Origin of the sequence: Flavivirga amylovorans, assembly GCF_030540875.1 — a bacterium.
GTDB lineage: Bacteria > Bacteroidota > Bacteroidia > Flavobacteriales > Flavobacteriaceae > Flavivirga > Flavivirga amylovorans.
Genome location: NZ_JAUOEM010000001.1, coordinates 909616 through 932435, shown reverse-complemented (window position 1 = coordinate 932435; position 22820 = coordinate 909616). Strand labels below are relative to the sequence as shown.

Below are 22820 nucleotides of genomic sequence, written 5' to 3'. Positions count from 1 at the left end.
ATTTGCGACGAAATTATGAATGCAAAGGCAGATACAAAAAATCAAGACATAGTAAAAGGCGTATTTACTAGCTTTTTAGAAAATAACGGGCACCGAAAAACTCCCGAACGTTACGCTATACTGCAAGAAATTTATAATAACACAGAACACTTCGATATAGAATCCTTATATCTTAGCATGAAAAACAAGAAATATCGTGTGTCTCGTGCTACTCTTTACAATACTATAGAATTACTTCTAGAATGTGGTTTGGTAAGAAAACATCAGTTTGGACAGAACCAAGCACATTACGAAAAATCATATTTTGATAGACAACACGATCATGTTATACTAACCGATACTGGGGAAGTTATAGAGTTTTGCGACCCTAGAATTCAATCTATCAAAAAAACAATCGAAGAAATCTTCGATATAGAAATTAATAACCATTCACTCTATTTTTACGGAAATAGAAAATCAAACACTTAACTAATTTTTTACAATGGCAGTAGATTTACTACTAGGATTACAATGGGGAGACGAGGGCAAAGGAAAAATTGTTGACGTACTAACCTCTAACTATAATATTATTGCACGTTTTCAAGGTGGTCCCAATGCAGGGCATACTTTGGTATTTAATGGCAGAAAACATGTGTTACATACCATTCCTTCTGGTATATTCCATGACGATGCTACAAATTTAGTAGGCAATGGTGTTGTTATAGACCCTGTTATTTTTAAAGGAGAACTAGACAAGTTAGAAGAACAACATGTAGATTATAGAAAATCCTTAGTTATTTCCCGTAAAGCACATATCATTTTGCCTACGCATCGCTTATTAGATGCTGCAAGTGAAGCGTCCAAAGGAAAGGCCAAGATAGGCTCTACGCTTAAAGGTATTGGTCCAACTTATATGGACAAAACTGGAAGAAATGGTATACGTATAGGTGATTTAGAATTAAGTGACTGGAAAGAACGTTATAGAGCATTAGCAGATAAGCATGAATCTATGATCTCTTTTTACAATGTAGATATAGAATATGATTTAGCAGAGCTTGAAGTTGAGTTTTTTAAAGCTATAGACGTTTTAAAATCTTTAAAGTTTATCGATTCTGAAGAATATATTTATCAAGCACAGAAATCTGGGCAAACGATTCTTGCTGAAGGTGCTCAAGGATCGTTATTAGATATTGATTTTGGGACCTATCCTTTTGTAACATCCAGCAATACAACTGCAGCCGGTGCTTGTACAGGATTAGGCGTATCACCAAACCAAATTGGTGATGTTTTTGGTATTTTTAAAGCTTATACGACACGAGTAGGCTCTGGTCCTTTCCCAACGGAGCTTTTCGATAAAGATGGAGAAGATATGGCACGCATTGGTAATGAATTTGGAGCTACTACAGGGCGTCCAAGACGTTGCGGTTGGTTAGATTTAATTGCTTTAAAATATGCATGCCAGGTTAACGGTGTTACACAATTAATGATGATGAAAGGCGATGTACTTTCTGGTTTTAAAACCTTAAAAGTATGTACCGCTTACAAATATAAAGGGGACGTGATTGAACATTTCCCTTATAATATTGAACCAGAAAACGTAGAACCTATTTATACAGAGTTTAATGGTTGGGAAGAAGATTTAACAGAAATGTCTGAAGCTTCTCAATTACCACAAGCTTTAAACGACTATATTGAATTTTTAGAAAAAGAACTAGAAATTCCTATTACTATTGTTTCTGTAGGGCCAGATAGAAAACAGACTATTTTTAGAGAACAGTTGGTTCACTAAAACATATAATACTTATTTATATAAAACCGCTCCAAAATATTTTGGAGCGGTTTTGTTTTATTCTATTCTACATCATAAAAACCATCTAATAGATAAAACCACATTCTTTGAGGGCAACAATTTTTAAAAGAAAGTTTCTCCTTTGAAAAAAACTCAAAAGTTAAAAACAAACACCACTCGTAAAGTGGTATTTTTTCCTACATTTGCTTTATGAATGCCCTAAGTTTTAATATTTATAATTTAATAATTATTTCTGGTGTAGTACATGGTATTATTTTCAGCTTAATTATTCTCGGTCAAAAAAAATACATAACGAATAATACTATTTATTTAGGACTTACTGTACTTTTTTTATCATTAAGTAATTTTCAATATTGGTTAATTGACACAGAGATCGCGAACAAATATAAATTTTTAAGCTATATATTTGTTCCTTGGCATTGGTTAATTCTACCTATGTTCTATTTATATGTACATAAATTTATTGGCCGTAAAAAACTTAACTTTAAAATTAAATCATTACTTGTATTACCTTTTTTTATAATCTTACTTGTTCATATTATCTACATACTATTAGTATATTCAAATGATAGTATAAATAAAATTGTATCTCATTTTCAAAGAGGTATATATGTATACCTAGAGTTTTTTTCATTCGTCTTTAACCTATTAATTATGTTTTTAGTACATAAAATGATACTAATACATGAAAAAGACAAAAGTTTTAATATCTCTTGGGTTAAATCTGAAACTGACTGGTTAAAAAAACTTATTTATACTGGATTAATTATATGCTCATGTTGGTTTGCAGCTCTTTTGATCGTGATAATTTATAACTTAAATAAATCATTTATATTTTACCCCCTGTGGATTGGCATTTCTGCTTTGGTATATTGGATTGGATATGTTGGTATTTCCAAATCGCAACAATTGAAAAAAAGAATTGAATTACGAAAAAAAAGAATTATCAATTTTAAAAAGAATTTACTAGTAGAGCAAAAGAAAACCAAAGGTTTTTCTAAAGTAGAAAACCATGTTAAAGTAAATAAAAGTTATTTAAACTCTAATTTATCTTTAGAAACTCTAGCTAACGATCTTAATTTAAGTGAAGGTTATATATCACAAATTATAAATAAAAACTCCAATTTTAATTTTAATGATTATATAAACTCACTAAGAATTAATGATGCCAAGGCTATGTTAACTAATATTGAGTATGATAATTATACTATTATTGCTATTGGCTTAGAGGCAGGTTTTAATTCTAAATCTAGCTTTTATACCGCTTTTAAAAAATTAACAGGGAAAACTCCCATAGAATACAAAAAAAGTGTCCGAGATATATAACTTTATAGAAATACCGAACTTCTCATACTTGTACTTGCTTTAATATTGTTTCATCAATTAACTTAAACTTTTAAATATGAAACAAATACTTTTAAGGACTACACTTTTATTCTTCATCACCATATTCTTTACTAATTGCAATAAAGAAAATATTGGTGATGTACCAGTAAATAACATTCAAAAAATCAAAAGACAATTTTCTCTTGAGAATTTTAATGACAATACTATTAAAGACAATTTGCATATTAATTGGGAGGATTATATTAAAACTGAGAGTACAAATAAAGAATCAATTATTTATGAATTTAATAGTATTAATACAGGCAATAATCTTTTTGAAAATGGTAATCAAAAATTATATTATAAATACAAAGTACTTGCTACTAAAAAGAATCTAGATATTTGGGATATACAACTTATAAAGTTTCTAACAATTGATAATGAAATTCTTGATATAGTATCTTATTTATCTCCTAACGGGTTTTCTGGAACTTTATATCATTATGACTTAATGGGAAAAACCATAAAAATAAAAGGTTATGAAAATGGAGTAAAAATCAGTGAACTTACTGATTTAGATCTATTATCCAAAAAACCAGAAAAACAAGAACCTATAGATCATGAAGAAGGTGGAGGAAGTTATCAATTAGTTACTATTACTCATTATACAGATTGGTATGCAAATATACATGGAGGAACAACTTTATACTACACTCATTCTGTCTATAGTCATACAACTTATGAATATGTTTATGTTAGTAGTAATTCTTCATCTGGTACAACATACCACAACCATACTTCTCAAAATCATGGTGGTACTGCAAATAATAACCATAATAATGAATCAATATTAGATGAAGACATAATTGTGATTGAAGGACCTGACAAATCAATTACAAATTTAGCAGACTACTTAAAGTGTTTAGACTCATCACAACCTGCTGTATTTACTATTTATGTAGACCAACCTACTCCTAATAAAAGAGAGGCTTTAAATAATGCTCTTGATGTTGGACATACTTTTATATCAATTCAGCAAGATAACAATGTTGCTTCTTTTGGATTTTATCCAGCTGAAGGAGTTGGGTATCGAGAAAGTGTTAATGGAATAATGGGTGATAATAGTAATTACTCTTTTGATGTTTCTATTTCAATCCCTGTAGATGCATCAAAACTGAATAGTATCATAAATTACTCTGTGAATTTTTCTCAAAATGTAACTTACAACTTGCAAACTAATAATTGTAGTAATTTTGGAATATACACTGCTAATTTAGCAGGATTACCCATTTCGGTCTCTGAAGCAACTGGCAATTGGATTCTTGGCAATGGAGCTAACCCAGGGGCATTAGGGCAGCAAATAAGAAATATGAATCTTCCTCAGGGTGCAAATCTAAACACAAATGGAGGGAGTTCTCCTAATAACAATTGTAATTAATATATAACGTACATGGAAAAAAAAATTAACTTATTTAAATTTATAGCCATAATACTATTTATTTTTATTCCAATTCCTTCTGAAAAATTTCATATAGTAAATGGCTTAAGTATAATTGCTCTTTTGCTTATATTAATAAATGAAATGAACTTTAATTCATTAATAATGCCGTTTATAGCTTTTTCTAGCATTTTAATGATGTTTTTTGAAAATATAAAAGTTTCTATTATTGGTTTTATACTCTGTAACATATACTTGATTTATATCATTATAATAAATAGCAGAGCTATTCATGATAATCTTTTTTTAATTCTAGCATTTATTTTCTTTTTAATATCTATTTACACTATTAAATTAATGATAAAAAGAGGGGAAAAACATTAGAGAATAAATGAATTATTTTAGTTCTAACTCTCTAAAATGTTTTTAATATATTAATGGATGTTAGAACAATTGATCCAAATCAATATTTAAAATTTTCAAATGAAAAAAACAATATTAACCACCATTTTAGTTATTTGGGGAGTTACCAGCAATATTACATCACAAAACAAAAACATCACTATTAATTTCAAAAGAAATTCAGATAATAGCGTTGATTTTAATTATGATAAAAAGCTACCTGGTAGTTTCTATTTAAGTATAAAATTTAATAATTTGCAGAATTGTAATCGTTCTAATTATAAAGGCATTATAAAACACAATTCGGGCAGACTTTTAAAATTAAAACCATTAAGACAAGAGCAACCTATAAATTTCTCTTATAAATATTCTTATACAAGAGGTATTCCTAACCCAAAGATAGATAGCTTATTTACATACAGCCTACCCTTAAAAAAAGGAAAAAAAATTACTATTCTAGAAAGTTCTAATTTAAATGAAAAATTTTTTGGAAGTGAACGACCTTCAAAATGGAAATCGTATGTTATCAATAGAACGCAAGCAGATACAATCTGCAGTATGAGAAAAGGAATTGTTGTTAAAATCATTAACGATTTTAAAACAGACACGCTAGTAAAATACGATTACAAAAGCCAAATGAATAGTATACTTATAGAGCATTCCGATGGCACATTTGCTTCTTATAAAGGTTTTAAAAGAAATTCCTTTTTTGTTAAATTAGGTCAAACTGTATACCCACAAACACAACTTGGTTTTTTAGATATACTCAACAACAAGACATATCGATTATATTTCAATATTCATTATTTAATCAGTAAAGACTTGAAAATAAAGAAGAACGAAACTTTAAAAAAACAAAAAAGCCGTAATGAGTTTTTAACTCCTTATTTCACAACTACCAATGGCATACAGCAATTAAAAAACACAAGTGGTTATATTATAAATTTTAATGAAAAAATCCTTCTTCAAGAATTTACAAAGAAAGAAAAGAAAAAATATAAAAAAAATCCAGAAATATTTAATTGATCAACCTAGATTAAAACCAAAAAAATCATTTCCAAGAACTAAAATTAATACACGCAAAGAGCTTTATTTTCATTAATAAACCTTGTGAAATTGTATATAAAAAAACTAATTCAAACTTTATTAATAACCATTATCACAAGTACCATTTCTTATGCTCAAAACAGCAAATACATAGACGATTTCGGGAACTCACTTTCTAAAACAGAATTTAAAGAGTTAAAAAAGAAAGGAGGCATAAAAATCAGGTTAAAAAATAACAATACGAAATATGGAATGATTCCAGATCAACATAAAGGGTATATTTCGGACTCACTTAAATTCGAAATAACAGGTTTCTTGGAATTAAACTCTAATATTAAAATAGCACCGAATGATACTATAATCATAGAATATGCTATTGATCATAAATGTAATATTGTTAATAATATAAACTTAAAAAAATATATTAAAGCAATTGAGAAAAGAAAAGGTCTATTATTATTTGTCATGGTACATAAATATGATGAAAAAATTAAGACTCAAATCGTAGATAATAAAGACCTAATAAAGCACAATTTTTTTAATTATATGAATTGGCACTTAAGCAATGTTTATAAATGTGGAGGAACTCTTTTAATATACCCTAATAATTCCTTTTTAAGAATTTATGGAGAACATAATCCAATGGAAATCCTTAAAAAATTGTAGTAGATCTTTATAAATTTAACAAAACACTTTTTTATTATAAAAACCGCTCCAAAATATTTTGGAGCGGTTTTGTTTTATTCCAAATCATAAAAAATACCAAACAGATAATTAAACATCATTATAATCGTTATTTTTGCGACAAACTTTTTATATTTTGAACAAACTACAAGTTTTATTTTTCACGCTTGCTATTGGCTTTGTTTCAATAACTACCAATGCCCAAGAAAAAAAGAAAATTGAAATTGAATACGCTGGTAAACTTACTATAGATGAAGAAAATTACCCAGACGCTAAAGTACTAACCCGTGATGATGCGCAACAAGTACACATAAAACACAAGGGAGCAAATATGTGGTGTGATAAAGCCATACATTATGGTAAAGAAAATTTCATTGAAGCTTACGGTAATGTTCAATTGAAACAAGGAGACACTATAGATATGACCTCTAAATATGTTGAATATAGTGGTCTAACTGGTTTAGCTTTTGCAAGTGGCGATGTTGTTTTAAAAGATCCAAATTCTACAATATCATCAGACACCTTATACTTGGATCGCATCAAACAGCAAGCATTTTATAAAAGTGGCGGAACTGTTGTAAAAGATTCATCAGGAACCATTACTAGTAAAATTGGTCGATATTATATGGATATCAAAAAATATCAATTTGTCGAAGATGTCGTATTGGTAAATAAAGAATCAACCATTAACTCAAATTTTTTCGATTTCTATTCAGATACTGGTCATGCTTATTTATTTGGTCCTTCGACGATAACAACAGAAACAAGTGTTACCTATTGTGAAAAAGGGTTTTATGACACTGAAAACAAAGTCGGTTATGCACTAAAAAAAGCAAGAATAGATTACGATAATCGCATTATAGAAGGAGATAGTTTATATTTTGACAACAACATTAGTTTTGCTTCGGCCACCAATAACATTAAAGTAACAGATACTATAAACAATAGTATTATAAAGGGGCATTACGCTGAAGTTTTTAGAGGGAAAGAGAAAGATTCTTTATTTATTACAAAACATGCTTTAGCTATTACCCAACAAGAAAATGATTCGATCTATATGCATGCAGATAAAATCATGGTGACTGGCAAACCTGACAATCGAATCGTTAGAGCCTATTACAATGCCAAAATATTCAAATCTGACCTTAGTGGAAAAGCAGATTCTATATGCTCAAACCAAAGAACAGGTATTACTGAATTAATAAATATAGACCGCTTTTCATCTAACGATAAATTTTCCACAAAACGAAAACCTATTATCTGGAATATTGCAAACCAAATGACAGGCGATACCATTCATTTGATTTCTAATACAGAAACAGAAAAAATAGATTCGCTAAGAGTTTTCAATAATGCCTTTATTATTAGTAAAGACACCATAAGTGAAAATGGTTATAATCAAATTTACGGCTTGAGGTTAACAGGGCTTTTTAATGAAGCAAACGAGTTACGACAAGTTGATATCGTTAAAAATGCCGAATCCATTTTTTATACTCGTAATGACAAACAAGAACTTATAGGGATAGACAAAGCAAAATCGGGAAGTATTTCCATGCTTTTTGCTGAAGGTGACATAGAAGAATATAACCGAATAAATCAAGTAGACGGCAAACTATATCCTGAATCTGAATATCCAGAAAAAGAAAAAATATTAAAAGGTTTTGATTGGCGTGAAGATGAACGCCCTATGAGCGTAGAGGATTTGTTTAAAGATGATCCTCCCTTGGTTTTACCTGTTATAAAAGGATTAGAAGATTATGTCCCTCAAGAAGATTTCTTTGATGAAGATATGCTCAAACGTATTGAGAATTCTGATACACGACCTAAAAATGATAGAAAAAAACCATTAAAAGCATCTAGAAATATTCCCAAATCAATTAAAAAGGAACAACAACCTTTAACTCCAAAAATGCTAAAAGAAAACCGAAAAAAGCTTATAGAATCTAAAGCTAATGCTCCAAATAGGAAATAGTGAAGTCAGACTTTTTCAAATATCAAGCACAAACCACACCTCATCCACTAGCTATGGAGATTTCTCATGCTAGTGGCTCCTATATTTACGACACAAAGAATAAGGCTTATTTAGATTTTGTAGCTGGAGTTTCGGCATGTCCTTTGGGTCATAATCACCCTAAAGTTGTAAATGCCATTAAAAGTCAATTAGATGCCTACTTACATGTTATGGTATATGGAGAGTATATACAAAAGCCCGCGGTAGAACTCGCCAAATTATTAGCTAACAATTTACCTAGTCCTCTTGAAAAAACATATTTAACCAATTCAGGTACAGAAGCCATTGAAGGTGCTTTAAAACTAGCCAAACGAGCTACGGGAAGAAGCGAAGTTATAGCCGCACATAAAGCATATCATGGAAATACCATAGGTTCTATGAGTGTTATGGGTTTTGAAGAAAGAAAACAAGCATATAGACCACTACTCCCAGATGTACATTTCATTACCTTTAATAGTGAACCAGATTTAGAACATATCACGACTAAAACGGCTTGCGTAATCTTAGAAACAATACAAGGTGGCGCTGGTTTTATAGAACCTCAAAAATCATATTTAAAAAAGGTTAGAAATCGTTGTGATGCCGTTGGAGCCCTTTTAATTTTAGATGAAATCCAACCAGGTATAGGTAGAACGGGTAAGCTTTTTGGCTTTGAACATTATAATTGTATTCCAGATATTTTAGTTACAGGTAAAGGCTTGGGTGGTGGTATGCCTATAGGCGCTTTTACAGCATCTGGAAAACTCATGGATTTACTACAAGACAATCCTAAATTAGGACATATTACGACTTTTGGTGGTCATCCTGTTATCGCTGCATCTGCCTTGGCTACATTGCAAGAAATAACAGAAAGTAACTTAATGCAACAAGCACTAGAAAAAGAAAAACTGATTCGTAAGCTTCTGATCCACCCACTAATTAAAGAAATTAGAGGAAAAGGTCTCATGCTTGCAATTATAACCCCTAGTGAAGACATTACAAATTCACTAATTCTTAAATGTCAAGAAGAAGGTTTAATCCTATTTTGGTTGCTTTTTGAGCCTAAAGCAGTAAGAATTACACCGCCTTTAACCATTACAAATGAAGAAATTACTAAAGGATGCTCAATAATCATTGAAATTTTAAACACTATTCAAAACTAACCAGGACCTTTCAACATTCTGAAAATCAAACTAAAAAGGTATAAAAAGCACTTAAAAGGCATAGTTGTTGATTACTTTGTTAAAAACATTTACTTGCTCTATCATAATAAAGACAAATAGAAGCTTAAATTTATTCATATAGAAAATCACAAAAGTGCGTATGGAGTTTGGTCATAATGACAATAACAATTTGCCTTTATCAAAATTTGAATCGATGTTAAAAACAAACCATGTTTTATTTTTCGATTCTGAAGAATTTGAAAACATCATTCACCATTATCTTAATCAAGGTAAAATAGCTTTAGCAAAAAAAGCTATCAAATTAGGTCTAGACCAGCACACCACATCTATTAATCTAAGACTTTTTAAAGTTGAAGTTTATGTATTTGAAGACAAACTAGTAAAAGCAGATACTTTATTAAACGAGCTTTATAGTTTAGATCCTATGAATGAAGAAATCTACATTCAAAAAGCCAATATATTATCAAAAAAGGATGAGCACCAACAAGCTATAGATGTATTAAAAAAGGCATTAGAACTCACAGATGATGTAATTGACCTGTATTCTTTAATTGGTATGGAATATCTCTTTTTAGACCAATTTGAAAATGCAAAAATATATTTCATGAAATGTCTAGAAGAAGATTTAGAAGATTATTCTGCCCTATATAATGTAATATATTGCTTTGAATATCTAAGTCAAAATGAAGAAGCTATTTCTTATTTAAACGCATTTCTAGATAAAAACCCATATTGCGAAGTCGCTTGGCACCAATTAGGCAAGCAATATTATACTCTTAAAAAATATGAAAAAGCTATGGCTGCCTATGATTTTGCCATTATTTCTGATGATACATTTGTAGGAGCCTATCTTGAAAGAGGTAAGGTTCTTGAGGAATTGAAACGCTATGAAGAGGCCATTGAAAATTATAGCATCTCTTTAAAACTAGATGAACCAACATCTTTTGCATTATTACGTATAGGTAACTGCCATGAAAAGTTGAAAAATGATGATTTAGCAGTTCAATATTATTATAAAACGGTTCATGAAGACCCTTTGTTAGACAAAGGGTGGATTGCTATAACAAAATATTATAACAGTCGAAAAAATTACCAAAAAGCACTTTATTATATAAATAAAGCCATCAATATAGATTCTGAAAATGTTATTTATTGGAAATTATATTCACAAATAAATCAACGTCTCAATTTTTATGAAGAAGCAGAACGTGGATTCAAAAAAACTCTAGAGTTAGGAAATTATGAGCTTAATACCTGGTTATCTCGTGGTGATTTGCTAATCAAACTTGGAGAACCACAAGCTGCCATTTATAATTTTGAACAAGCACAGGAATTTTATCCAGAAAATGCTGAACTAGAATACCGATTGGCTGGTTTATACTTTTCTTTAAATGAAAATGATAAAGGCACATTCCATTTAAAAAATGGGATTCTTTATAATAAAGAATATGCTTTTATTATCGAAGAACTCTTTCCTGAAGTTTCTAAAAAAATGCTAGTAAAAAAGCTGCTTAAAAATAAATCCATAAGCTAGTACTTTATCTTTTTTAAATTCAAAATGTAACAACATACGCATAGTCTTCTTATGACCCATTGAATTTTTAATCACAAATGTTTCATTAAAATGTATACCTTTGATTTAAGTTTAAAAATCAGAATATGCAAAGACGTTTAATCGATTATTTAATTATTTCTTTAAAAGGTTTAGCAATGGGAGCTGCAGATGCAGTTCCAGGCGTTTCTGGGGGTACCATTGCATTCATATCTGGTATTTATGAGGATTTAATATCATCTATCAGCAATATAAATGTTTCTCTTTTTAAAACACTTTTCAGTAAGGGTTTAAAAGCTTTTTGGGAACAATTAAACGGTAATTTTTTACTTGCGTTAGCATCAGGTATTATAATAAGTTTTGTGTCATTCATGAAACTAGCCAAATATTTGCTGGAAAATCATCCTATTTTAATTTGGTCATTCTTTTTCGGATTAATAGTTGCAAGCATTTATTTTGTTGGAAAACAAATATCTAAATGGAATATACCTGTAATCATAGCTTTAATTATTGGTGCAGTAATTGCATTTTACATTACAAGGCTGCCAGCTTTATCAACAAGTGAAAGTTCTTTATTTTTATTTTTTGCAGGAGCTATTGCTATTTGTGCTATGATACTACCTGGCATTTCCGGATCTTTTATATTAATAATTCTAGGAGCATATAAAACGCTTAGTGATGCTATTCATGACATAGATATAAAAAAGATTTTAGTGTTTGCTGGCGGGGCTCTTGTAGGCCTACTCAGTTTTAGTCATATTTTAAAATGGCTTTTCAAAAACTATCACAATATTACATTAGCATTACTCACTGGTTTTATTTTTGGATCACTAAATAAAGTCTGGCCATGGAAAGAAACTTTAACATGGCATACAAATTCCAAAGGCATAAAAACCCCCGTTTTACAAAAAAGCATATCTCCTTTTTCTTTTGATGGTGATAGCCAACTTTTGTTCTCTATCATTTTAATGATTATTGGTTTTTTAACTATTTTTATTTTAGAAAAAGTAGGTTCAAAAAAACAATAATGGAAAGTACTAGAACACTTACCGATAAAATTTTTCTTATTCTTAAAGGATTGGGTATGGGAGCTGCCAATAAAGTTCCTGGTGTATCTGGAGGCGTTGTTGCTTTTGTTGCTGGTTTTTACGAAGAGTTTATTTATTCACTTAAAAAAGTAAATATTAAAGCTTTTAAATTACTTATAAATGGACGCTATAAAAGTTTTTTCAATTACATAAACGGACGTTTTTTAAGTCTGCTCTTTTTAGGAATGATTATTAGTTATTTTAGCATTTCTAAAGTTTTAGATTATCTCATAAAACATTACGAATTATATGTTTGGAGTGTTTTCTTTGGAATGATAGTAGGATCTATTTATTACATAAACAAAGATTTTAAAGATTGGAACTATAAAACGTATACATCTATAGCTATAGGAATAATACTTGGCTTAAGCATTAGTTTTTTTAATCCAGCAAAAGAAAATGACAATCTTTGGTTTGTATTTTTTTGTGGAATTATAAGTGTCTCTGGCATGACACTTCCTGGGTTTTCAGGATCTTTCATACTCATTTTACTAGGCAACTATGTATTGCTTTTGGTAGATTCGGTAAACGCACTTTACGACACAGTTTATGAGGTCTTAGGAGGTAATTTTACTTTTATCGATAATGTAGAGCGCATAAGAATGCTTAAAGTTCTAGTTGTTTTCACCTTAGGTTCTGTAACAGGCTTAGTGACTTTTTCTCATGCACTCAGTTATATTTTGAAACACTATAAAAGCGTAACAATATCTGCCATTATAGGCTTTATAATTGGATCATTAGGCGTTGTATGGCCTTGGAAAAAAACAGAATATAAAATAGATATAGATGGCCATTTTATATTAGATTCAACAGGTCAAAAAATAATAGAAAATTATAAACGTTTCATTCCAGAATTAAATTTAGAAACTTTTTATGCCATAGTATTCGTTTGTTTCGGAATTGCTATTGTATTGGCTCTAGAATGGTACGGACAAAAAACTAGAAAAACCCATGAATAAATTAGGACTTTTAGGAAAAGATATATCATATTCATTTTCAAGAGCATATTTTAAAAAGAAATTTGAGAACGAAAGTATAATTAATACCACCTATGACAATTTCGATATTAAAACGATTGATTTATTTCCTTCCATAATAAAAGACACTTCTAATTTAAAAGGCTTAAATGTAACCATACCATATAAAGAAGTCGTTATACCATATCTTGATAAGGTAAATAAAAAGGCAAAAGCCATAGGCGCAGTAAACACTATAAAAATCACTAAAAAAGGAAAACTAGTAGGCTACAATACAGACTATTATGGATTTAAAAAAACTATAGAACCTTTTTTAAAAGCACATCATAAAAAGGCTTTAATTTTAGGAACTGGAGGCGCCAGTAAAGCTATTGCTTACAGCTTAAAAAAACTAGGTATTACATATAAATATGTTTCAAGAAAGCAATCCGAAGGAATTGCTTTTACTTATGATTCTCTGACTGAAAACGATATTAAAAAATACCAAATAATTATAAATTGTACACCTTTAGGTACCTTTCCAAATGTTGATGACTGTCCAGATATTCCTTATCAATCTATTACAGCTAAACATATTTTATTCGATTTAATATACAACCCCGAAGAGACTAAATTCTTAAAATTAGGCAAGCAAAGTCATGCCGTAACAATTAATGGACTTAATATGTTAAAATTACAAGCGGAAAAAGCCTGGTCTATATGGAATTTATAGTTAAACGGTATTACAATAGTTAAAAGCCCTTCGTATTCTTTGTAAATAATAAGACTTGTTAGTATATTTAAAGTCTAAAGTATTTAATGAACCTTAACATTTTTTAAAATGTCTGATATTAATAAGCTGCAAGAAGAAAACAACGAAGATAAGTCTATCGTGAGTCAATCTAATGATGACTTAACGAGTACAGACGATGCTTCATTAGAATCAAATGATAAAAATGAAAAGGTAGATAATGTCGATTCTGAGGGTGCAGTTAATACTAATGAATCAGCTGATGAAACTGTAAATGAAGACATTGAAAGCCCTAATAAGGATAAAAACATTGTGGCGGCTGATGCTAAATCTGAAACCATAGAAGAAAACAACGAAGACGAGTCCATGGTGGGGCAATCCAATAAAGACTTAAAGAATTCCGACGAAGCTTCATTAGAATCAAATGACAAAACCGAAAAGGTAGATAATGTCGATTCTGAGGATGCAGTTGATACTAATGAATCTGTTGATGAAACTGCAAATGAAGACATAGAAACCCCTAATAAAGATGAAAATATTGAGGCGGCTAATGCTAAATCTGAAACATCTGAAGTAGAAACAGATGAAGTTATCAATGAAATAGAAGAATCTAATGCAGAAGATGCAGAAGATGAAGGCAATAAAGAACGTCATACTATTGAAGTTAAGGCATATGACACGATGTCTTTAGAAGCGCTTGCAATTGAATTAGAGAAGCTTTTAAAAAATGAAAAAGTACAAGCTATAAAAGCTCATGTAGATAATATAAACAATGAGTTTAAAACTAAGTTTCAATCTTTAATAGATGAGAAAAAAGAAGAATTTTTGAATGATGGAGGTAACGAAATAGATTTTTATTATTCTTCTCCCGTACAAAAAAGGTTTAAAGAAGCCTATAGAGAATATCGAAAAAGGTTAAACGAACATTACCAAGGTTTAGAAAAAAACCTTAAGCAAAATTTAGCTAATAAATTAGAGATTATTGAAGAGTTAAAAGGCCTAATTAATTTAGAAGAAAATATAAATACAACCTACAAGCACTTCAAAGAATTACAAGAACGCTGGCGTACAACTGGGCCTATTCCTAGAGACAAGTATAATAATGCTTGGAATAGTTACCATCACCATGTAGAGATATTTTATGACTTTTTACACTTAAATAGGGACTTACGTGATTTAGATTTTAAGCACAACTTAGAGAAGAAATTATTAATTATTGCAAGAGCTGAAGAATTGGCTCAAGATGATAATGTTATGCATTCTTTTAGAGAGCTACAAGAACTACACAAGATGTGGAAGGAAGAGCTTGGTCCTGTTGCTAGAGAGCACAGAGAAGGAATCTGGGAACGCTTTAAAGCTGCTACGAAAATCATTAATGACAAACGACAAGTTTATTATCAAGAAATAGATAAAGTATACGAAAAAAACCTTGAAGTTAAACTTGAAATTATAGCTAATATTAATGCTATAAATACACAGGAAAACAGATCTCATAGTGCTTGGCAAAAGAAAATTAAAGAAATTGAAGAATTGCGCAACGCATTTTTTAATGCGGGTAAGGTACCTATAAAAGTGAATGAAAGTACTTGGGCTAAGTTTAAAGAATCTGTACGTGTTTTTAACAGACAAAAAAATGCTTTTTATAAGGGTCTTAAAAAAGAACAGTATAATAATTTGCAGCAAAAATTAGATTTAATTAAAATCGCTGAAGACAATAAGGATAGTGATGATTTTGAAGCTACAACACCTTTGATGAAAAAAATTCAAAGTGATTGGAAAAAAATCGGTCATGTTCCTAGAAAAGATAGTGATAAAATTTGGAAACAATTTAAGTCTGCATGCAATAGTTATTTTGATAAGCTACATGCAAAACGAAATGCTGCTAACCAAGAAAACATTGATGCTTTTAACAAAAAGAACGATTTCTTAAATGCTCTTAAAGAGTTAAAATTAACTGATACTAAAGAGAAAAATTTAGTAACTATAAAAGAACAAATCAATCAATGGAGAACTTTTGGAAAAGTACCTAATGATAAACGATATATTGAAGGTAAATTTCAAAAGACTATAGACAGCTTACTTTCAAGCCTAGAAATGGATAAAAATGAAGTTGAAATGATAAAGTTTGAAAATAAACTTGATAGTTTTAATACTTCTGACGACGATCATAGAAACTTAGATAATGAACGTTCTTTTATTCGTAAAAAAATTGATGAAGTAAAAAGTCAAATCAATCAATTAGAAAATAATTTACAGTTTTTCACAAATGTTAACGATGATAATCCGCTTGTAAAAGAAGTGCATCAAAATATTAAAACTCATAAAGAATCTCTAAAACTATGGAAAAACAAACTTCAAAAAATTAAAGATTTCTATTAGAGTATTAATATTAAAGGTATGTATAGCTAAAATAGAGAAATGTAACACCCAGAGGCGTTTTAGTTAATTAAGCTAAAATGCCCACGATAGACCCGCTCCGCTCCTGTTTGATCTATAAGCTGTGCAATAAACCAATAATCTGATGTTGGTAATTGGCTACCATTAAAGGTTCCATCCCATTTACCGTTTTTTGCACTTAGTTGTTTAACTAATTTACCATATCTATCATACACACTTACAACCGATGCATTAGAATAATCTGATCCTATACCTTTAATTTGCCATGTATCATTACTTCCATCATTATTGGGAGTGAAAAATTTAGGAAACCCAAGAATAAACACTTCTAATTCTGCAATAGTACATTCATTTTTATCTCGTACATAGATGGTATACAACCCAGCTTTCAATTGATCAAAAAATGGTTCATCTTGATAGGGACCTAATATATCATCTAATGCAAATTCATACTCAACATTACCTAAATTATTATTTTCATTATTAATTGTTATACTATTATTGTCAGTCAATTCAACAATAGCAACATCATCTATATCGATGGTTGCTCTTGCAGGTACAGCAATCATAAATGAAGTATCTGTATAACAAGTAGTATCAATAGTATTTGATATTCTCACATAGATAGGTTGTCCATCTTTAATAGTGTTATTGAAAACACTTGGCATTGAGATAGGATCACTATAAGCATTATCTAAAAAATAAGTAAAAGTAAAATCTGATGCCGTTTTACTATTTAATAAAGTAGTTTCATTTAAAGTTAAATCAAACGTAGAAAAACCATTTGTATCATCTCCATCAGCATTAGTATCACACTCAAATAAGGTAGGTATATCTACTGGAAGAAGCGCTTCAACCGTTTCATAAATTTCTACATCTACAGAAAACCTTAATATACTTTCACAGCTATTAACTGTTTGGCTTGCGTAATAAGTGGTATTATTAGTTAACCTTTCATTAGCATCCAATGGTGTACCTCCTGTATTTGCCGTATACCATTTTATAGTATTACCTGTAGCGACTAAATCCGAAATCGCAGCCTCTTCTATATCACAAAAAGTTTGAAGTCTAGTAGCTGTTGGCGGAAGTGTTTTCTGTACTGTTAATATAACTGGGGTTCTGGATGTCGATTTGCAACCAGCTAAACCTGATATTTCTGCCTCTACAAAATAAGTAGTCGTATTAGAAAGTACTGGTGTAGTAAATCTATTTCCTGTAAAAAGTGGAGTCATGGCAGTTGCAGAATCATACCAATTAACATCTCCAGATGCTGCCGTAGCACTTAAAACTCCTGATCCTGATTCACAAACGACATCGCCATTAACAGATACGATGGTCGGTATTGGTAAAACTTCTGCTCTAACGGGAGTTCTATCACCTACAGTACATCCATTAACGGAAGCATAAGCATAGTATATTGTTGTTGTATTAATTATTCCAGTTGTAAATGAAGCTCCTAAACCAATTCGAGTATTTAAAGCAGCAGTAGGGTCATCAGTTGCAAACCAATAAACTGTCGCTCCAGGTGAAGCAGTCGCAGTGATGGTAAGTTGCCCACCCCCACATCTTATAGCTCCTTGAGTATCGACAATCCCTGCTGCATAAATACTGGTACTAGCCGATATATCAATAGGAAGTTCTGCAGGAGTACCATATTCAACAATATATCCTTTTGGTTGATACGGCCCTGAAGCTTGACCTGTATTACTTAAATCATTCCAAGAACCTGGTAGGCCAATACTCGGTGCCGTTACATGTGCATAATCTTCATCACCAGCTTGGTTAGGCTCCGCTGTATTCCAATTAGCATAATTAGGCGTTGATCCATTGATTGCTCCATTCCAAAATACAGTACCAGCTTCAGGACCAGTAACCCATTTCCATACACCTTCTGTCTCCTCATCACTACCTCCTATCCATCCAGCACCAGAAACTTGTTCTCCAGATAATTGCGCTTCTTCTGGAGACGTAATTGTTGCCAAATATCCTTTAAGTCCAAAATATCTTCTTGCTTCCGCAGCTACTTTTGCATCAGTCCAAGTAATACCTATTGCAGGAACATACTCATAATAATGCCCTGTGGAAGGCAAATAATTAGCATCTCCGATAGTAATAGAAAATGTTTTGTCTAATGGGAGCGTGCTAGTACTTTGAAACTCTATAGCTTCAACCGCTGTAATTAAATCAATATAACTAACTAGTCCACCAGCTGTACTACTTTCTAAGGTTAGCTTTCCTTCAAGAGTATTCCAGGATGTTGAAATACTTGGATGTGAACCAGTAAGTACTAAAATATCTTCTCCAGACTGATAACCTGTTGAAATTTGAACAAATAATGCCTCAATTTCTGTATCATCCAGATCTACAATATTAAAATGTGTAACAATATTAATTGAAGTTGTAGGACAATACCTTTGGTTTCCCGTAGCGCTTAAAGTTGGTGCAACATTCTGAGTGTGACCATTAGTAAGGGTAAAAAAACATAAAAGTGTTAGTAAAGCACTTATTCTACAAAGCATTAATCTAAAATTGATAATTAATAAAAAAACATACAATTTAAACAAATATATTTTTGAATATTCAACTTTATACGTTAAATGATAATTTAAAAAGATAAAAAGTCAATACTTTACCTTTTACTCATTATCTATGAATAAAACAGCCTGCTACTTTACATTCTTTAAAAACTCTTTAAAACTTCAAAACATTTTTTACAGAAAATTTATTACCTAAATTATTCTAAAAATCATAACGATTTCGCTTCTTCCCAAAAAACATCCATTTCTGTTAGAGACATATCTTTTAAAGGTTTATTAATTGCTTTCGCTTTTTCTTCTAAGTATTGAAAACGTTTAGAGAATTTTTTATTAGTCCGTTCTAAAGCATTTTCCGGATTAATATTTAAAAATCGAGCATAGTTTACCATAGAAAAGATAACGTCTCCAAATTCGCTTTCCATTGCGTCTTGATTCCCTGATTTTACTTCTGCTTTAAATTCTGCTAATTCCTCCTCTACTTTTTCCCATACTTGATTAGGTGCTTCCCAATCAAACCCTACACCTGCAACTTTTTCTTGTATTCTATTTGCTTTTACTAATGCAGGTAAACTTTTAGGTACACCTTCTAAAACGCTTTTTTTACCTTCTTTTAGCTTTAAATTTTCCCAGTTTCGTTTTACATCTTCTTCATTCTCAACTTTCACATCTCCATAAATATGTGGATGCCTACTAATCAATTTTTCACAAATACTATTACAAACGTCTGCGATATCAAAATCGTTTGTTTCACTCCCTATTTTTGAATAGAAAACTATGTGCAATAACACATCTCCTAATTCTTTTTTTATTTCATCCAGATCATTATCTAAAATAGCATCGCCAAGCTCGTACGTTTCCTCAATTGTTAAATGACGTAACGTTTCCATGGTTTGTTTTTTATCCCATGGACATTGTTCACGAAGCTCGTCCATAATAGTTAATAAACGGTCAAAAGATTTTAGCTGATTTTCTCTAGTATTCATATTAGAAGTTTTCGTAAAAATACAATTATTAGTATTTAATAGTTTATGTAGCACAACCAAATTTTTGCACTTAATACTAGACTAAATGAAATAATAATAATAATAATATATAGATGTTGATTATTTCATCTATATAAATTATAATGGCAAATCAAAAACTATAATATTTGACGAACCAGATGAAAATTCTAATTCAGAAACAAAAAAATATCTTGAAGATATAATCGATATTAGTAATCAATAAATTAAAAAATCCAGCTAAATAGCTGGATTTTTTAATTTATAATAGAGACTTCTTAATTAAGAAGCATTCTCTTTTTTAATTAAGTTCAATGCAGAACCTTCGTTATACCAATCTATTTGTGATTGATTATAAGTATGGTTTAACATAATAACATCTTTACTACCATCTGCATGAACTGCTTCTAATGTTAATTGCTTACCTGGTGCAAATGCATTTAAATCTGTAAAGTTAAATGTGTCGTCTTCTTGAATTAAATCATAATCTGATTCATTAACAAATGTTAACCCTAACATCCCTTGTTTTTTAAGGTTTGTTTCATGAATACGAGCAAATGATTTTACAATAACTGCTGCTACACCTAAATGTCTTGGTTGCATTGCAGCATGCTCACGAGAAGAACCTTCTCCATAATTATGATCTCCTACAACTATTGTTTTTATTCCCGCAGCTTTATAAGCTCTTGCTGTATCTGGAACACCAGCAAAATCGCCTGTTAATTGATTTTTAACAAAATTTGTTTTTTGATTAAAAGCATTAATAGCACCAATCAAAGTATTATTAGCAATATTATCTAAATGCCCTCTGAAGCGTAACCATGGTCCAGCCATAGAAATATGGTCTGTAGTACATTTACCAAAAGCTTTAATTAATAGTTTTGCTCCAGTAATAGAACCTCCAATAGGCTCAAAAGGTGTTAATAATTGTAAACGCTCTGAATCGTCTTTTACTGATACTTGTACATGACTACCATCAGCTTCTGGAGCTAAATACCCATTATCCTTTACGTCAAAACCTTTAGGAGGCAATTCCCATCCCGTTGGTTCATCGAACATAACTTCTTCTCCATTTTCATTGATTAACTTATCTTTTAATGGATTGAAATCTAGACGACCAGCAACAGCTATAGCAGCTGTTAACTCAGGTGAAGCAACAAATGCATGTGTATTTGGATTTCCATCTGCACGCTTAGCAAAGTTTCTGTTAAACGAATGTACTATACTATTTTTAGGCGCATTTTTAGGATCGCTATATCTGGCCCATTGCCCAATACAAGGTCCACATGCATTTGTAAATATTTTAGCATCTAATTTTTCAAACACATCAAGAATGCCATCTCTGTCTGCGGTATATCTTACTTGTTCAGAACCTGGATTAATACCTAATTCTGCTTTCATTTTTAATCCTTTATCTAAAGCTTGTTGCGCAATGGAAGACGCTCGTGATAAATCTTCATAAGAAGAGTTTGTACAAGAACCAATTAATCCCCATTCTACTTTAACTGGCCAATCATTAGCTTTTGCTTTTTCAGTCATTGCTGAACCTACCTCTGTCGATAAATCGGGTGTAAATGGTCCGTTTAAAAGTGGCCCTAATTCAGATAAATTTATATCGATAACTTGATCGAAATATTGTTCAGGATTAGCATATACTTCAGCATCTGCAGTTAAATGATCTTTTACACTATTTGCAGCATCAGCAACATCAGCTCTATCCGTAGCACGTAAATAACGTTCCATAGAATCATCATAACCAAATGTTGATGTTGTAGCTCCAATTTCAGCTCCCATGTTACAAATAGTACCTTTTCCAGTACAAGACATAGAGGTTGCTCCTGGTCCAAAATACTCAACGATAGCTCCTGTTCCACCTTTTACAGTAAGAATCTCTGCTACTTTTAAAATAACATCTTTAGGTGCTGTCCAACCAGATAGTTTACCTGTTAATCTTACTCCTATTAATTTAGGGAACTTTAATTCCCAAGCCATACCAGCCATCACATCTACTGCATCTGCTCCACCAACTCCAATAGCTACCATTCCTAATCCACCAGCATTAACTGTATGAGAATCAGTACCAATCATCATACCTCCTGGAAATGCATAATTCTCTAAAACAACCTGATGAATAATTCCCGCACCTGGTTTCCAAAAACCAATACCATATTTATTAGAAACAGATTCTAAAAAATTAAATACTTCACTACTTACTGAATTTGCATGTTTTAAATCTGTTACTGCGCCTTCTTTGGCTTGGATTAAGTGATCACAATGCACCGTAGTTGGTACTGCAACCTTAGGTTTTCCAGCTTGCATGAATTGTAATAATGCCATTTGAGCTGTCGCATCTTGACACGCTATTCTATCAGGTGCAAAATCTACATAGTCCTTTCCTCTTACAAATGCCTTGGTAGGGTTACCGTCCCAAAGATGAGAATACAAAATCTTTTCAGAAAGTGTTAATGGTTTACCTACTATATCACGTGCTTTATCAACGCGTTCAGCCATTTTGGTGTATACACCTTTAATCATGTCTATGTCAAATGCCATAAAAAATATTTTAAGTTTTGATTTTTTTTAAAGTCTTGCAAATTACAAAATAAAAACAAAGTTTTAAAAATAAACGATGTAATACATGACCTTGCAATATTAATTTATTATAGTGACATTATAAA

Annotated in this window: 16 protein-coding genes; 13 read left to right on the top strand and 3 right to left on the bottom strand. The window is 30.8% G+C overall.

Annotation, left to right across the window (positions count from 1 at the left end):
* Nucleotides 1-15: 15 nt before the first annotated feature.
* The 13 genes from Q4Q39_RS03785 (at nt 16) to Q4Q39_RS03725 (ending at nt 16586) form a co-directional block, all read left to right on the top strand.
* Nucleotides 16-468 carry a Fur family transcriptional regulator gene (locus tag Q4Q39_RS03785; RefSeq protein WP_303281037.1) on the top strand — a complete coding sequence of 151 codons (453 nt, stop codon included), beginning with the start codon at nt 16-18 and terminating at the stop codon, nt 466-468.
* Nucleotides 469-481: 13 nt separating this feature from the next.
* The gene (locus tag Q4Q39_RS03780; RefSeq protein ID WP_303281036.1) at nt 482-1768 is read left to right on the top strand and encodes an adenylosuccinate synthase; all 1287 of its coding nucleotides are present in this window, start codon (nt 482-484) and stop codon (nt 1766-1768) included.
* A gap of 675 nt (nt 1769-2443) precedes the next feature.
* Entirely contained in the window at nt 2444-3115 is a 672-nt protein-coding gene (locus tag Q4Q39_RS03775) for a helix-turn-helix domain-containing protein (protein ID WP_303281035.1), read from the top strand.
* 76 nt (nt 3116-3191) lie between these two features.
* Nucleotides 3192-4553 (top strand): hypothetical protein, encoded by a 1362-nt coding sequence (locus Q4Q39_RS03770; protein ID WP_303281034.1) that lies wholly within the window; start codon nt 3192-3194, stop codon nt 4551-4553.
* 483 nt (nt 4554-5036) lie between these two features.
* Nucleotides 5037-5981, top strand: coding sequence for a hypothetical protein (locus Q4Q39_RS03765; RefSeq protein WP_303281033.1), 945 nt, complete (start codon nt 5037-5039; stop codon nt 5979-5981).
* An 84-nt stretch (nt 5982-6065) separates the two neighbouring features.
* Nucleotides 6066-6668, top strand: a complete 603-nt coding sequence (locus Q4Q39_RS03760) for a hypothetical protein (protein WP_303281032.1) — start codon at nt 6066-6068, stop codon at nt 6666-6668.
* Between the two features lie 154 nt (nt 6669-6822).
* Entirely contained in the window at nt 6823-8658 is a 1836-nt protein-coding gene (locus tag Q4Q39_RS03755; protein ID WP_303281031.1) for an OstA-like protein, read from the top strand.
* A complete protein-coding gene (locus tag Q4Q39_RS03750; protein WP_303281030.1) occupies nt 8658-9839 on the top strand; it encodes an aspartate aminotransferase family protein in 1182 nt (393 codons plus the stop codon). Before Q4Q39_RS03755 ends, Q4Q39_RS03750 begins: the two co-directional genes overlap by 1 nt.
* A 160-nt stretch (nt 9840-9999) precedes the next feature.
* A complete protein-coding gene (locus Q4Q39_RS03745; protein ID WP_303281029.1) occupies nt 10000-11394 on the top strand; it encodes a tetratricopeptide repeat protein in 1395 nt (464 codons plus the stop codon).
* A 125-nt stretch (nt 11395-11519) separates the two neighbouring features.
* The gene (locus Q4Q39_RS03740; protein WP_303281028.1) at nt 11520-12440 is read left to right on the top strand and encodes a polyprenyl-phosphate transporter; all 921 of its coding nucleotides are present in this window, start codon (nt 11520-11522) and stop codon (nt 12438-12440) included.
* Nucleotides 12440-13459 carry a DUF368 domain-containing protein gene (locus tag Q4Q39_RS03735; protein WP_303281027.1) on the top strand — a complete coding sequence of 340 codons (1020 nt, stop codon included), beginning with the start codon at nt 12440-12442 and terminating at the stop codon, nt 13457-13459. Before Q4Q39_RS03740 ends, Q4Q39_RS03735 begins: the two co-directional genes overlap by 1 nt.
* Nucleotides 13452-14189, top strand: coding sequence for a shikimate dehydrogenase family protein (locus Q4Q39_RS03730; RefSeq protein WP_303281026.1), 738 nt, complete (start codon nt 13452-13454; stop codon nt 14187-14189). The genes Q4Q39_RS03735 and Q4Q39_RS03730 overlap by 8 nt, the downstream gene beginning before the upstream one ends.
* 108 nt (nt 14190-14297) lie before the next feature.
* The gene (locus tag Q4Q39_RS03725; RefSeq protein ID WP_303281025.1) at nt 14298-16586 is read left to right on the top strand and encodes a DUF349 domain-containing protein; all 2289 of its coding nucleotides are present in this window, start codon (nt 14298-14300) and stop codon (nt 16584-16586) included.
* A gap of 59 nt (nt 16587-16645) precedes the next feature.
* On the opposite strand, the gene Q4Q39_RS03720 is transcribed toward Q4Q39_RS03725, so the two are convergent.
* From Q4Q39_RS03720 to Q4Q39_RS03710, 3 genes are all read right to left on the bottom strand, one after another.
* On the bottom strand, nt 16646-19123 hold the full coding sequence (locus Q4Q39_RS03720; protein ID WP_303281024.1) for an Ig-like domain-containing protein: 2478 nt from the start codon (nt 19121-19123) through the stop codon (nt 16646-16648).
* A 227-nt stretch (nt 19124-19350) separates the two neighbouring features.
* Entirely contained in the window at nt 19351-20124 is a 774-nt protein-coding gene (mazG, locus tag Q4Q39_RS03715; protein ID WP_303281023.1) for a nucleoside triphosphate pyrophosphohydrolase, read from the bottom strand.
* 300 nt (nt 20125-20424) lie between these two features.
* Nucleotides 20425-22695 (bottom strand): aconitate hydratase, encoded by a 2271-nt coding sequence (locus tag Q4Q39_RS03710; protein WP_303281022.1) that lies wholly within the window; start codon nt 22693-22695, stop codon nt 20425-20427.
* Between the last annotated feature and the right edge of the window lie 125 nt (nt 22696-22820).

What these genes read in the sequence shown, in the direction of transcription:
- Q4Q39_RS03740 (WP_303281028.1), top strand. Translation starts at nt 11,520, where the DNA reads ATGCAAAGACGTTTAATCGATTATTTAATTATTTCTTTAAAAGGTTTA.
- Q4Q39_RS03710 (WP_303281022.1), bottom strand. Translation starts at nt 22,695, where the DNA reads ATGGCATTTGACATAGACATGATTAAAGGTGTATACACCAAAATGGCT.
- Q4Q39_RS03780 (WP_303281036.1), top strand. Translation starts at nt 482, where the DNA reads ATGGCAGTAGATTTACTACTAGGATTACAATGGGGAGACGAGGGCAAA.
- mazG (WP_303281023.1), bottom strand. Translation starts at nt 20,124, where the DNA reads ATGAATACTAGAGAAAATCAGCTAAAATCTTTTGACCGTTTATTAACT.
- Q4Q39_RS03745 (WP_303281029.1), top strand. Translation starts at nt 10,000, where the DNA reads ATGGAGTTTGGTCATAATGACAATAACAATTTGCCTTTATCAAAATTT.
- Q4Q39_RS03770 (WP_303281034.1), top strand. Translation starts at nt 3,192, where the DNA reads ATGAAACAAATACTTTTAAGGACTACACTTTTATTCTTCATCACCATA.
- Q4Q39_RS03725 (WP_303281025.1), top strand. Translation starts at nt 14,298, where the DNA reads ATGTCTGATATTAATAAGCTGCAAGAAGAAAACAACGAAGATAAGTCT.
- Q4Q39_RS03730 (WP_303281026.1), top strand. Translation starts at nt 13,452, where the DNA reads ATGAATAAATTAGGACTTTTAGGAAAAGATATATCATATTCATTTTCA.
- Q4Q39_RS03785 (WP_303281037.1), top strand. Translation starts at nt 16, where the DNA reads ATGAATGCAAAGGCAGATACAAAAAATCAAGACATAGTAAAAGGCGTA.
- Q4Q39_RS03775 (WP_303281035.1), top strand. Translation starts at nt 2,444, where the DNA reads ATGTTTTTAGTACATAAAATGATACTAATACATGAAAAAGACAAAAGT.
- Q4Q39_RS03765 (WP_303281033.1), top strand. Translation starts at nt 5,037, where the DNA reads ATGAAAAAAACAATATTAACCACCATTTTAGTTATTTGGGGAGTTACC.
- Q4Q39_RS03720 (WP_303281024.1), bottom strand. Translation starts at nt 19,123, where the DNA reads ATGCTTTGTAGAATAAGTGCTTTACTAACACTTTTATGTTTTTTTACC.
- Q4Q39_RS03735 (WP_303281027.1), top strand. Translation starts at nt 12,440, where the DNA reads ATGGAAAGTACTAGAACACTTACCGATAAAATTTTTCTTATTCTTAAA.